This window comes from Candidatus Polarisedimenticolia bacterium (genome assembly GCA_035764505.1).
GTDB lineage: Bacteria > Acidobacteriota > Polarisedimenticolia > Gp22-AA2 > AA152 > AA152.
Window position 1 is genome coordinate 1 of record DASTZC010000174.1, and the last position, 13,003, is coordinate 13,003.

Genomic DNA, 13,003 nt, shown 5'->3' on the forward strand with positions numbered 1-13,003 from the left:
TCCAGGACCCTGCTGCATCTGGACCATGGCATCGAGGGAGACGTGATCTCGCGCGGCTGGATCGGCGAAGGGAAGGCACTCCTGGCGCTGCACGCCTCGATCAATCCCGACTGGAGCGAGCGTCTCGAGGTGCTGCGCATCGACACGCTGGGAAATGCCTCGAAGCTGGGGATGATGGATCAGGCATGGGGCGGGACGGCGCGCCTGGACCCGACGGGCGAGCGGATGATCCTGATCGGCATCGATGCGCAGTCGGGCGCCGACAATGTCTACGAATTCCGGCTTTCGGACGGCCGGGTAACGCCGCTGACCGACAACAAGTCGCTGCGCGCCAGCTTCTCGGGCATCGAATTCCTGGCCGACGGCCGGGTGATCTACTCCGGGCAGGAGAGGGACTCGGAGTTTCGCGTGATTCGCTATCCCAAGCCGCCCCCTTAATGAGTCCCACTTCAACGCAAGGAGGTTCCATGGCCGTTCCTCACGTACACGATCCGATCGACATTCTCGAGCTCGAGATCACCTGCACGACTCTGCAGAATGAGGTGCTGATGCGCTATGTCACCTCGCCGGACGCGAACCTGCCGCGGATCCGGCGAATCCTCAAGCGCGCGTTCGACGATCTCGCGGGTCTCGCTGTCGCAAAGGACATGGTCCGCTGCCCGGACGGCTGGGTTCACGCCATGTGCCGATGCGTAGTCCCCACGTTGAAGGATCTCAGCTACAAATCCAATGGCAAGGGGATGCAAACAAGCAAGCGGCGGACGGTATTGCCCATCGCCACCAGCTCGCCCTCCGGGTCGAGCGGACCGCGGGCCCCGAAGGGGAATTGAGCCCGGACAGCAGGGAAGCCAGTGGAAATACCGGTGCTTCCACAGGGAGGCCGCCTTTCGGCTAGGATCCGCGGGTGGACAACGTCACCCACACCCTGTCCGGGGTCGTCCTCGCGCACGCCTGCTATCGGAGGCGTCTCGGCCCGCGCGCCGTGCCAATCCTGGCGGTCGCGGCGAACCTTCCCGATCTGGACGCCGTGGTCATGCTGTCGGGAGACCCGCGGGCGGTTCTGCTGAGACGCACCTTCGGGCACTCGCTCCTGCTGCTGCCGTTCTGGATTCTGCTGGGTGTTCCGCTCCTGCGGAGGCTCGCGCCGAAGCTGGGTTTCCGGGAGGTCCTGGCGCTGGTGGCGGCCGGGGTCGGGCTGCATCTGTTGCTGGACCTGGTCAACTCTTTCGGCGTCGTGCTCCTCTGGCCGCTCAGCGACTGGCGGCCGGAGCTGGCCAGCGTCTTCATCCTGGATTTCATCCTGACGGGGTTGCTGGCCCTGCCACTGCTGATCTGCCTGCCGCGGAGCCGGCGGGAGAAGCTGGAAGGGGCCGCGCGCGCGTCGCTCGCGTTGGTGGCGGTCTACCTGCTCTTCTGCAGCCTGAGCCGGGGGCTCGCGGGGAGTATCCTGGCCCGCGAGGCGGCATCGATCCACCCGCCGCCCGAGTTCTCCTACGTCTTCCCGGAGCCTCTGGGGCCGCACCGCTGGCGCGGCGTCCTGCGCCAGGGCAACACTTATCGACTCTACCTGATTCACTCTCTCTCCGGCAGGATCGAGCCGCGCCGCGAGCTGACCACCCAGCTCGGGGACCTTCAAGTGGAAGCGGCACGCGCCAGCCCGCCGGGACGTCGCGTGGAGAGCTTCTTCAAGGCGCCGGTGTGGGAGGTGGAGGCGCGCGGAAACCCGAGCGACATCCAGGTCAGCGACCTGCGCTTCGGCTCGCTCCTGCTGGACCGGGAGCCGGTCTTCGTCTTCGACTTCGAGGTCTATCCGGACCTCAGGGTGGAGGAAGCTCGTTGAAGCTTGTCGAGCTTATTTCCAGGCCACGAGATCGTCCGTGTATTCGTGCTGCGTCGTCTTGTGGAACCGCTTGACGCCCATACCTTGATCGTCGTACCACCATGTCGTGTAAACACCCTGCGTTCCAACGGGATCTTCGCGAACGCGATGCACCTTGACCTTGCGGCCGGCCAACGTCATCTCTTCGTCGCCCTCATAGGTGTATCGAATCTGCGAGGTCTCGATCACGTTCTGAGCCAGATAAGTGACGACGACGCTCTCGTTCACCTTGGGACGGGTGCGCCAGAACCAGAGAACGGTGGGGTCCCTGAAGGTGCGATTCGGCAGGGTCGTCTTGTTGATCTTCTCGTTGATGTGCTGTTCGGCGCCTTTGCTGCCGTAGCGCGTCTCAAAGCGGTTCCAACGGTTGGACCAGGCCCCTTCCTGCCACGATGAGACCGGCGTCCCATCCATCTTGTATTCACGCTGGCTGAAAAAGACGGAGCCGTCTGGCTGAATCGTGCGACTCATGAGAATGATCTTCCCTTCGGCGACGGTTCGCTGATTGAGAATCAGATGGACCCCCTTTTCCTCGGGCGCGACAGGAGCGAGCGTCCGGGTCTCGATGGAGATACTCGGACCGGTGGCGAGCGAGGCGAGCAGCGCCAGGGAGGCGAGCTTCAAGTCAGACCACATGGCCATCTTGTTCTTCCCGGGTCCGCCGGTGGATTCCGAGCTGGACGATGTCGCGCTTGAAGAAGAGATCGGCGGTCCAGTCGAAGGCGAGACGGAGCTTGCGCGACCAGCCGGGCATCATCATCCAGTAGTAGGTGCGCCACAGGAAATAGGCGAGGAATCCCGAGATCTTGAAGCCGAAGACCTCCGCGACCGCCGATCGGCACCCCAGCGGCACCAGCGATCCCTTCGACGTATAGCGGAAAGGCCGCGGCGTCCCACCCGAAAGGACCCGCTTCAGGTTTGCCGCCACATGTTTCCCTTCGCGCAGCGCGTGCTGCGCGGTGGGCGGGTAGACGCCGCCATCGGGGTTGGGAATGGAGGCGCCGTCTCCCACCGCCCAGATGTTGTCGTGCTCCCGCACCCGCAGGAATCCGTCGCATTGCAGGTATCCCTGGGGTGTCGTGGGAAGTCCCATGCCCGCGATGAGCGGGTGCGGCCGGATGCCGGCGCACCAGATCACCGTGAGGCAGGGGAGCTTCTCGCCGCCGGAGAGCGTCGCTTCTTCGGGGTCGATCCGCGCCACCGAGCTCTTCAGCCGGATCCCGATGCCGCGGCGCCGCATCTTCTCGGCCGCGTAGCTCGCCAGCGAGGCGTCGAGCGCCGGCAGGATCCGGTCGGCCATCTCCACCAGCGTCACGTCGATGTCCGCGACGGCGACGTTGGGGTAGCGCCGCAGCGCCTGCTGCAGGAAGACTTGCAGCTCCGCCGCCACCTCCACGCCGGTGAAGTTGGCCCCCACCACGAGGAAGCGCAGCAGCGCCCGCCGCCTGGCCTCGTCCGGCGCGGCGTCGGCGCGCTCCAGCATCTGGATGGCGCGGTCGCGAATCAGCACGGCGTCGGGGAGGCTCTTCATCTCGAAGCCGTACTGTCGCAGGCCTGGCACATCGGGCAGGCGCGTGACGCTTCCGAGCGCCAGGACCAGGTGGTCGTAGGGGATCTCGGAGGAAGAAGGCTCGCCCGGGACGCGCGCCGTGACGATCCGGCGGGCGAGGTCGACGGAGGTGGTCTCGGCCATCCGGAAGCGGACCTTTCGCAGGAAGGACCTCAGCGGTACGACCGCGTGGCGCGGCTCGAGGCTGCCGGTCCCGGCCTCGATAAGAAGGGGATAGAAGACGAAGTAGTTGTTGCGGTCGATCAGCAGGACGTCGGCCTGGATGCCATCCAGGCCACGCTGCAACGCCTGGGCGCAGTAAGCCCCGGCAAAGCCGCCACCCAGGATCACGATTCGCGTCACGCGCGTCACCGTATTCGGATAAAGTTCCCGCGGGAGCGTATCAGACCTTCCCCGGAGGCGCGACAGGATGCTGCCGATCGTTCTGATCCATGGCTACAGCGCCGAGAGCCGCGATACGAGCATGTCGTCGATTGCCGCGATCTACGGGACCCTGCCGCAGGCGCTGCGCCGGGCCTTCCCCGGCAGCGTGGTGGAGATCGACCTGGGCCGCTACCTGACGCTGGAGGACGGCGTGCGTCTGGACGACATCTCGCGCGCGCTGGATCGGGCGCTGCGCGAGGATTATCCCCACCTGATGAAGCGCGGCTTCCATGCCGTGACCCACAGCACCGGCTCCCTGGTCCTGCGCAACTGGCTGCGTCGTTTCTCGCCGCGGCCGGCGCCGCTGCAGAACTTCGTCCATCTGGCCGGAGCCAATTTCGGCAGCGGCTGGGCCCACCTCGGGGAGGGGCAGCTGGCGAAGTGGGCGCGGCGTGTCTTTCAGGGAGGCGCCGAGCGCGGCATGCAGGTCCTGCAGGCACTCGAGCTGGGCTCCGAATGGAGCCTCGACCTGCACCTCCACTTCCTGGAGGCGGGCAACGGCATGCTCGAGAAGCTCGGAGTGCGCGAGCATGTCGTGGTGGGCTCGCAGGCCGACGTCGATTGGTTCTCCTTTCCAATCCGCTATGCCAAGGAGGACGGCTCCGACGGCGTCATCCGGGTCGCCTCCGCCAACCTGAACTACCAGTACTTGAAGTTGGCGCCGACCGAAGACGCCCTGCAGCTCAGCTGGACGAAGGCCGCTTCGCAGGCGGACCTGCACCTGGAGAGGCGCGGCAGCCGCCAGGGGTATTACGAAATCACCTCCGCCTCGCGCCCCGGGGTTGGCGGGCGGGCGGAGGTGCCGCTCGCCATTCCGTACGCCTGCGCCCATTCAGGGGAGAAGATGGGGATCGTGACGGGAGAAGAGCCGCGTGAGCAGGTCCTCCGTCTCCTGAAGCTGGGGCTGACAACCCAGGGCGGGCGGAGCAGCGAGAAGGGAAAGCGTGCGAGGAAAGCCGGACTGCAGGATCGGGTCGAGGCGTTCCGCCGGGAAACCGAGGAGACCTACCGCCGTGTGCGGCAAGAGAAGCCGCCCTCCTGGTGGCTCAAGTGGCTGGACAATCCCAAAGGCCAGTACGACCGCCATGCCCAGGTGATCTTCCGGGTGCGCGACCAGGACGGCCATCCCGTGACCGGCTTCGACATCTACTTCGACTCTGTCAAGGGCCGCAGGGATCCTTCCCGCGCCTTCAAGGACCTGATAGAGGACAAGCACGTCAATTGCGCTTCCCCCAACATCATGAACTTCTACCTGCGCACCGATGCCTACTCGAAAGAGGCGGACGAGTGGATCTCCCGGGTCCCGGAGGTTGAAGGCTGCTTCCTCGAGATCTCGGCGGTCGACCCTCAGACACGGGAGATTCTCTACCTTCCCTTGAGGTTCGAGTTTTTGAGTCAGGAGCTGGACGCTTGGATCTGCGGCAACCGCACCACGATCGTCGACGTTGAGCTGTTGCGTCTGCCATCCCCCGCGGTTTTCGCCCTCAAGAAACTCCCCTGATCCAAGCCCGGGCAGGGGACACTCTTATAGGCGGCGGCTGGAAAGCGGCCGCGCCTGAACGGCCGGCATTTGAACGGTGACGGCGGGGGAGAGGGATGTACTCTCGCGCGAATTCGAAGTTCGTGCGCTAGTGTTCGTACGTTTATTGCTCTAGCGGTATTTCATCTCAGCCGCTGGTCAACTCCCAATCTCTCACCTCTAGCCATGGGGAAGCCTCTAACTGAATCTGTTCAAGCGAGACAAGTGTGTTGACCTGCCTGCGTACTGAGCAGCCCTGATCCGAATGAAGAATCCTCTTGTGGTCTCAGCAGGAGTCCATCGTTCGTAACGAGCGATGGACTTCGCATTTTGAAGCTTGGCACCACATGTGGTCTTTTTGAACATTACTGGGGCTGAGTCGATTGCCAGGAGTTCTCTGCACTTCTCGGATCTTCTGTTTCACAACAGGAGGTTCCCAGAGGTCGAGAAGGAACAGTCTGGAAGCCGTCCTTGGAAGGTCGAAATGCTTCCAAGAGAATAAACAGACGAACACCAGCGCATTTACTTCGAAATCGCGCGAGAGACACCCCTCTCTCCCGCCGTCACAATTCAAATCACGGCCTTTGACGCGCGGTCGCTTTGTGCCGTCGCGTCCAAGGGTGCGCCTGCCCGGGCTCAAGTGGCGAGATGTTCGGCGAGGGCGGTGAGATCGGGGAAAAGGAGGTCGGGAGAGACGCCGCCCGGCGGCAAGCTTTGGCGGCGACGATTGATCCAGGCGACAGGTATTCTCAAAGACCGGCAGGGAGTTACATCGTGAAAATAGCTCTGCGCCGCGTGCAGCCACCGCTGTCCCTGAAGACGCTCGCCTGCCGCGAGGAAATGGGGAGGGGCCGGCTTGTAGGAGCTGAGCTGCTGTGCGGTGATGATGATATCGAAGCGGACCGAGAAATGGCGGCAGGTGGCGGCGAGGAGATCGTCGTCGACGTTCGACAGGATCCCGAGGCGGTACCCGGCCTTCGAGAGACGGAGCAGAGCGGCATTCGTGTCGTCGAAGGGCTTCCAGCCGGGAAGGCTCTCCGGCAGGAAGTCCTCGCGCCCGGCCGGAGGCTTTTCTCCGAGCGTTTCCAGCACCCGGTGTGAAGCTTCCTTCAAAACCTGGCGATAGGGTAGGTATCCCTGCGACTCGATGGCGGCCTCGACGCGGCCGTATTCCTCCAGCAGCGCTCCGGCGGGAGCCGCGCAGCCGACAGAAGCGAAGGCGCCGGTAATCCCGGCCTCCCAATCGATCAGCGTGCCGTAGCAATCGAAGGTTACGACATCGAATGGTTTGATCATGGGCACCCTTGCACGCGGCGGCAAAGGGCGGCCGCGCGTGAAGGGCCGCCGCTTGATCGGAGAAGCAGATCTGACAAGTGCACTGTTACACTCGACGGCAAAAGGGCGGCCGCGCGTGAAGGGCCGCCTTCAAAGCAAACGGGCAGGCCGTTGGCCGGCCTGCCCGCCTGCGAGGTCAGCCTCCGGAGCTATTTCATCCGGGTGTAGGTAATCTCCATCGTCTTTACTTCCTGCCCGTCGTGGTTCTCGAACATCTCGAAGCGGTGCGAGTTGGCGTCCACGAAGGTGGTCACCATTTTCACCGGGGCCTTCGTTCCGGTGGTGGGATCCTCCATGTCGGCGGTCATCGTCAGCACCTTGCCCGACGCGTCCATCGAGCCATGTGAAACTATCGCTCCCGTGCCCATGGTGTCGAACCAGACGCCGACGTATTCCTTGTGCTGGTTGTCATAACCGGTGAAGCCCATCCCTTCGAAGGGCTTGTTCATGAAGGTACCCTTGAACTGGTCCATCAGGAACCGGCCGCCCAGGGTCGGCTTGCTGACGGTAGTCCCCTCGCTCATCATCGGATCACCGGGGCCCATCCACATCTTTGAGACGGTCTTCCACTGGCCGGCCTGCTTCATCAGCTCCGCATGCTGCGGGCCCGGGGCGCCCATCTTCTCCATCATGTCCATCATCTGCTGCATCTCGGGCGGCACGGCGGGGGCCGCAGACTTGGTGCTGGCCGGCTTTTCCGCCGCCAGCGCCATCGCGGAAAGAACCATGGCCGCCGCCAGCATCCCGGCGAAGATCATCCGCCGTCCACCTTCACGGGTCCATCTCATCTTCGGGCACCTCCAGAGTAAGGGGAGTAAGGGGGTCGTGTCTCGGCGAATACCGCGCGGCGGCTCAGCCTCGCGCCCAGCGGAGAATCTCTGGAACCGTGGGACGCTTGCCGTACATCAGGACGCCGATGCGGAACACCCGCGCCACGCCGCGGAAGAAGAAGTAGATCGTGACCAGGAGGATCAGAATCGACAGGGCAATCTGCCACAAGGGAGGCGTCAGGATCGTGATCCGCATGAACATGACCATCGGTGCGAAGATCGGAATCAGCGAGGCAACGACCGCCGCCGGCGAGTCGGGATTCTGCACGAAGAAGAAGGTCATCACCATCGGCACGACCAGGCACATGACCAGCGGGCTCTGGAGATTCTGGGCCTCCTGCTCCGAGTTGCAAACCGCCCCCACGGCGGCGAACATCGAGGTGTAGAGAAAATAGCCGAGCAGGAAGAAGACGCAGAAATAGCCCAGGTTGGCCGGCGAGACGGCATCCAGCGCTCCGGTCCAGCCGGTCTGCAGGGAAGCGAGGCCCACGTACACGCGCAGGAAAGTGGCCGTGGCGACATAGATGGCCAGCTGCGTGAGGCCCACCAGGCCGATCCCCACGATCTTGCCGGTCATCAGCTGGTCGGTCGACACGGAGCCCAGCAGGACCTCCATCACCCGGTTCGATTTCTCCTCCAGGATCCCGCGCATCACCGCGATGCCGTACAGCAGAAGCGACATATAGAGGATCAGCACGAAGGCGAAGGTGCCCATGTAGGCTTCCATGAAGCCGCGCTTCTTCGCCTCCCCCTGGGCCTTGATCTCGAAACTGTCGATCTCGACCGGCTTCAGAATCTTCAGGCGCAGATCCGGGGACAGGCTCACGTTGCTCTGTTCCAGCCGGAACGCCACGACCGCCTGCCGCAGCGCGCTGCGCAGGGTCCTCAGGGCGTCGATGTTCCCCACGCTGCGCGTGTAGAAGCGGAAGTTCGAGTCGGAATCGAGGTCGGTGCCGGCCGTCAGGACGCCAAAAAGATTGCCGGACAGCACCCGGGGCTCGGCCCGCTTGCGCGTCTGCTCGAGGTCTCCCTCTAACGGCAGTATCTCCAGCAGGATGGTCGGCTTTTCCTCCCGGCCCGTTTTTTCGTTGCCGGCTTCATCGCCCTTGCCCTGCCGCTTCGTCTGCGGTCCGGCGGCTTCAGCCTCTTCCCTGGTGAGAGCGGCTTGCAGCTCCGGACCCAGCTTGCCGGTAGCATCCGCGAAGCCCACCTTGAGCTCTTTGGCGGTTTCCACGTCCGCCAAGACGATCTGCAGGACCACCAGCCCCAGCATGAGCAGCGGGAACAGCAAGGTCCCCAGCCAGAACGAGCGGGTGCGGATGCGTTCCAGGTACTCGCGGCGGATCACCATGAGCAGCTTATGCATCGGCGGTCCTGCCTCCCACCTGCTCGAGGAAGATGTTGTGCAGGGTCGGCTCGACGATCTCGAAGCGGCGCAGCGTGACGCGCCCGACGGCGGCGCGCAGGAGCGACTGCGGATCGGCGCCGTCGGTCAGGCGAATCTCCTGGTAGCGGCCGTAGTCGTCGACGCGGGCGACGCCCGGCAGCCCCGTCAGGAAAGTCCCGTCGCCGTCGAACTCGACCAGGACCGAGTTCTTGCCGAAGCGCGCCTTCACCTGCCCCAGCGGACCCTGCAGGACGAGCCGGCCACGGTTGATCAGGGCAATCTCCTTGCAAAGCTTCTCGGCGGTCTCCATCTGGTGGGTGGAGAAGATGATCGTCGCCCCGCCGCGGTTCAGATCCAGCATCAGATCCTTGAACATGTCCTGATTGACCGGGTCGAGGCCGGAGAAGGGCTCGTCCAGGATGAGCAGCTCCGGCTTGCGCAGGATCGCCCCAATGAGCTGGATCTTCTGCTGCATCCCCTTGGAGAGGTCCTCCACCTTGTGCGTCTTCCAGTCGGCGAGCTGCATCCGGTCGAGCCAGCCGGAGGCTTCCTGGCGCGCCTCGGAAGGGGAGCCGCCGCGCAGCGCGCCCAGGTATTCCAGCATGTCGAGGACCTTCGTCTTGCGATAGAGCCCGCGCTCCTCGGGGAGGTAGCCGATGCGATCGTTCGCCTTGTCGCCGGCCGGCTGGCCCATGATCCGGACCTCCCCGGAATCGGGCCTCAAAATGTCGAGGATCATACGGATGGTGGTGGTCTTGCCGGCCCCGTTGGGGCCGATCAGCCCGAAGATGATCCCCTTCGGGATGTCCAGGCTGACGCCGTCGACCGCCCGGTGGGTCCCGAAGGTCTTGACGAGGTTCTGGAGGGAGACCGCAACGTCCATGGCTCTTCCTAATCGGGGCTGTTCCTGGAAACGAGGAGCGGGATTATACCGGAATGTCAGTACGGATTTTCAAGCGCGGGGTTTCACGGAAGGCGAACACCTCCACCTGCACGTCATTACCCATGTTGATCTTGCGGCCCTGGAAGGGTTGCGGCGAATCATTGCCGGCGTGCAGCGCCCAGCGGAAGCCGGCCCCCGAGAGCAAAGCAAGCAAACGTGGTAGCTCCTGGGGGTCCGAGGCGGCCCCATGGTGCTCGACGAACAGACGATCCACGTTTCCCAGCCTCCCCACGCAATCCTCCAGGAGGCGCGTTTCCCCCTGCTCGATGTCGAGCTTGAGAAAGTCGACGCGGCGATCCAGGTAATCGCTCAGCCGCACGGTGGAGACCGGATTGCCGGCGGGGTCGCCCGGCCGCGCGATCCGGCCGGCGTCGCTGCCTTCGGCATAGAAGGGGAGCGTCGCGGCCTCGATCCAGAGCGCTTTGGGGACCAGCTCCACGTTGCTCAAGCCCCAGCGGCGGACGTTGCGCTCCAGCACGGCGAAGATCGCCGGGTCGGGCTCGAAGGCCACGACGCGGGCGAGCGGGTAGGCCTGCTTGAAGAAGACAACGCTCAGTCCCACGTTGGCGCCGCCGTCCAGGACCAGCGGGTCGGGACGCTCCGCCGGAAAGCGGTAGATCTGCTGCTCCCAGATCGAGCCGTACATCTCGAGGAAGGTGAGGGCGTCGACGATCTCGAAGGGTTTTCCCAGGAGGCTCGTAACGGTGGGGGTGTAGCGGGGGAGCCGCTCCAGCCGCCGGATCTCGAGGCGGTGGCGCAGGAAGGCCGGCTCCTTCGCCAGGCGGGCCCAGTGTCCGAGATGTCCTTTCAGCGTGAGTCTCAACGGTTGAGGCCTGCCCGATAGACGTCGGTGTCGGGATGATAGGTGTGCCAGTCGAACCAGTAGTCGACCAGTCCCGTTCGGCGCGTCAGGAGCTTGCCGGCCAGGGGGCCGGAAATCCCGCGGCCCGTCTCGTCCCAGATCGTGCCGGTGGCGGAATCCACCAGCTTGCCTTCCTCCTCCCCGGTGCCTGCGAAGAACTCCAGGACTTTCCCCTCCACCTCGCGGTCGAAGAGGCGGATCGACTTCGCTCCTTCGAAGGGCACGATCAGGATCGACCGGCCGCCGAAATCATCGTTCAACGGCACCCGGTCCGCAAACAGCGCGAAGGGATAGGCGCGGGAGGAGCCGTCGGGTCCCACCACCCCATAGATCAGATCGCGGCTCTGCAGCGGCTCCGAAGGGGAATGGGGCGTGACCACCGGGAAGCGGGCGACCTCCTCCTCCCAGTTGGCGGGCTCGTAGTGTGGCGCGAATTCGGGATTGGGAGCCAGGACACGTGTTTCCGGATGCTCGCGCTTCCAGGCGGCGAAGGTGACTTCATCGTGCAGGACGCCGGCGAGCTGTGTCCCTTTCATCGGTCCCTGGATCGCCTTGCCCGAGACCTGCTGCCACCAGGAGCCGGTGCGCTCGTCCTTCATCAGGAAGTTCTGGTTGTTGATCCCGGAGAGATGGAAATGCAGCGGCTTCCCGTCCAGTTTGCTCTCCCACACCAGACCGGTGTGGCAGAGCGTTCAATAGGTCACGACCAGGTCGACGCCGCCGACCCGATCGTGCACCAGGTGATGGTAGGCCATCTGGCGTACCGGATAGGCCGCCGCCTCGCCGTTGAGCGCCACGCCCAGAACGCGGTCGGCCCCGTCGAGGAACCGGGCCTGTTCGGCGGGGACGAATCCGGGCCGCGCCAGCGGGTGGAACATCGCCTCGAAATGATTCTGGCGCGCCGCCCAGGCGCCGAGCACCGGCACGATCACGGCCAGGACGATGAGTCCCCGGCGAAAGATTCCGCGCTTGCGGTTCCAGAGGGCGGCCGCGCCGCCCAGCGCCAGGGCCGCGAGCAGCAGGGTCAGCCAAGGGGACCAGGAGCGCAGCAGGTAGGAGATCTCGAGATCGCGCGGGCTTTGCCGCCGGAAGGGCTGGATCAGCCAGGCGGGGACGATCACCAGGATCGCGGCCAGCACGGCCGGGAGGAACAGCGCGGGCAGCCCAAGGCGACGTGTCACCAGATTTTCCTATCCAGCGAAAGGGTCCAATGTGGCCGGGGTTGGCAGGAAATCCACTCTCCGATCGCGGAGAATGCTCATGGCCCGGGCCCGGGACAATCCCGGCGCCGCGCGGAGGCCGCGCGGGCGGGGCTTATTCTATAACGGCAATCGGCAGGATTCGGTGGAGACGAAGGTGCGGCGATCGATTGCGGTCGCGATCCTGGCGGGCCTGGCTTTCGCCTTCGCCCCGGCCCAGGCGCAGGAATGGCTCGAGACGCGTCGCGGTCCGATCCGAATTCTCTACCGTCAAGGGAACGGCGCCGAAGCCGCGTCGCTGGCGCGCGGCATCCCGCCGGTGCTCTCCGATATTGAAAAGGATCTGGGGCTGCCGCTGCCGGGTGAGATCGTGGTGCGCATCCTGCCGCCCGGGGACCCGGGCTCCGAAGCGCCGCACTGGGCCGTGGGCTACGTGCGCGGCGGCTCGCGCGAGATCGTCTTGCGGGGCGATTTGATCCGCACCTACCCCTTCGGCGATCTCCTGTCGCTGTTCGGCCACGAGATGACCCACGTCCTGCTCAATACCCTGCCGGCGGCCGGCACGATCCCACGCTGGTTCCAGGAGGGGGTGGCGGTATGGGAATCGCGCCGCTGGAGCCTGAGCGACGCCTTCGCGCTCGGCTCTTTGGTGATCATCGGCCATCCGGCGCCGCTCCACTCTCTAACCCACTCATTTCCAGATGACGCGAGCGCCGCCCGTGCGGCCTATGCCGAATCCTTCCACTTCGTCGGGTCGCTGGAGAGCGAGCTGGGCCCCGGAGCGCTCCGCCGCATCGTGGCGGAGATGCAAGCCGGGACTCCGTTTCCGGAGGCGTTCCGCCGGGCCCTCGGCCGCTCGCTGCAGCAGCAGGAATCCGCCTGGCTCCGCCAGGTGAATTTCGCCTACCGCTGGATCCCGGCGCTGACCAGCACGGGTGCGCTCTGGCTCTTGATCACGGCGATGGTCCTGCTCGGCCGCCTGGCCCGCCGCCGCCGCGACCGGAATCTCCTGGAGCGCTGGAAGCAGCAAGGCCTCGAGTAAGCCGCCAGACACTC

13 protein-coding genes are annotated in these 13,003 nt (G+C 65.0%); 5 read left to right on the forward strand and 8 right to left on the reverse strand.

From position 1 onward, the window contains the following. The 3 genes from VFW45_11440 to VFW45_11450 form a co-directional block, all read left to right on the forward strand. On the forward strand, positions 1 to 438 hold a 438-nt coding region (locus VFW45_11440; protein HEU5181398.1), incomplete at its 5' end, for a hypothetical protein. 29 nt (positions 439 to 467) lie between these two features. After that, complete coding sequence (locus tag VFW45_11445; protein ID HEU5181399.1) at positions 468 to 830, forward strand: hypothetical protein; 363 nt, start codon at positions 468 to 470, stop codon at positions 828 to 830. A 74-nt stretch (positions 831 to 904) separates the two neighbouring features. Then, complete coding sequence (locus VFW45_11450; protein ID HEU5181400.1) at positions 905 to 1,840, forward strand: metal-dependent hydrolase; 936 nt, start codon at positions 905 to 907, stop codon at positions 1,838 to 1,840. 12 nt (positions 1,841 to 1,852) lie between these two features. Here the strand turns inward: VFW45_11450 and VFW45_11455 are convergent, their stop codons facing one another. Continuing rightward, entirely contained in the window at positions 1,853 to 2,521 is a 669-nt protein-coding gene (locus VFW45_11455) for a hypothetical protein (GenBank protein ID HEU5181401.1), read from the reverse strand. Next, positions 2,505 to 3,791 carry an NAD(P)/FAD-dependent oxidoreductase gene (locus VFW45_11460; protein ID HEU5181402.1) on the reverse strand — a complete coding sequence of 429 codons (1,287 nt, stop codon included), beginning with the start codon at positions 3,789 to 3,791 and terminating at the stop codon, positions 2,505 to 2,507. The genes VFW45_11455 and VFW45_11460 overlap by 17 nt, the downstream gene beginning before the upstream one ends. A gap of 67 nt (positions 3,792 to 3,858) precedes the next feature. Here VFW45_11460 and VFW45_11465 point away from each other — a divergent pair, with 67 nt between their 5' ends. Then, complete coding sequence (locus VFW45_11465; GenBank protein HEU5181403.1) at positions 3,859 to 5,373, forward strand: hypothetical protein; 1,515 nt, start codon at positions 3,859 to 3,861, stop codon at positions 5,371 to 5,373. 654 nt (positions 5,374 to 6,027) lie between these two features. Here the strand turns inward: VFW45_11465 and VFW45_11470 are convergent. The 6 genes from VFW45_11470 to VFW45_11495 form a co-directional block, all read right to left on the reverse strand. After that, positions 6,028 to 6,687 (reverse strand): HAD-IA family hydrolase, encoded by a 660-nt coding sequence (locus tag VFW45_11470; GenBank protein ID HEU5181404.1) that lies wholly within the window; start codon positions 6,685 to 6,687, stop codon positions 6,028 to 6,030. A 188-nt stretch (positions 6,688 to 6,875) separates the two neighbouring features. Continuing rightward, positions 6,876 to 7,514, reverse strand: coding sequence for a DUF1579 domain-containing protein (locus tag VFW45_11475; protein HEU5181405.1), 639 nt, complete (start codon positions 7,512 to 7,514; stop codon positions 6,876 to 6,878). Between the two features lie 64 nt (positions 7,515 to 7,578). After that, positions 7,579 to 8,922 (reverse strand): ABC transporter permease, encoded by a 1,344-nt coding sequence (locus VFW45_11480; protein ID HEU5181406.1) that lies wholly within the window; start codon positions 8,920 to 8,922, stop codon positions 7,579 to 7,581. Further along, a complete protein-coding gene (locus tag VFW45_11485; protein HEU5181407.1) occupies positions 8,915 to 9,826 on the reverse strand; it encodes an ATP-binding cassette domain-containing protein in 912 nt (303 codons plus the stop codon). The genes VFW45_11480 and VFW45_11485 overlap by 8 nt, the downstream gene beginning before the upstream one ends. A 43-nt stretch (positions 9,827 to 9,869) precedes the next feature. Beyond that, on the reverse strand, positions 9,870 to 10,709 hold the full coding sequence (locus VFW45_11490; GenBank protein HEU5181408.1) for an FkbM family methyltransferase: 840 nt from the start codon (positions 10,707 to 10,709) through the stop codon (positions 9,870 to 9,872). Beyond that, positions 10,706 to 11,626, reverse strand: coding sequence for a DUF3179 domain-containing (seleno)protein (locus tag VFW45_11495; protein HEU5181409.1), 921 nt, complete (start codon positions 11,624 to 11,626; stop codon positions 10,706 to 10,708). The genes VFW45_11490 and VFW45_11495 overlap by 4 nt, the downstream gene beginning before the upstream one ends. A gap of 478 nt (positions 11,627 to 12,104) precedes the next feature. On the opposite strand from VFW45_11495, the gene VFW45_11500 reads away from it, so the two are divergent. Further along, positions 12,105 to 12,989 carry a hypothetical protein gene (locus VFW45_11500; protein ID HEU5181410.1) on the forward strand — a complete coding sequence of 295 codons (885 nt, stop codon included), beginning with the start codon at positions 12,105 to 12,107 and terminating at the stop codon, positions 12,987 to 12,989. Positions 12,990 to 13,003 lie beyond the last annotated feature (14 nt).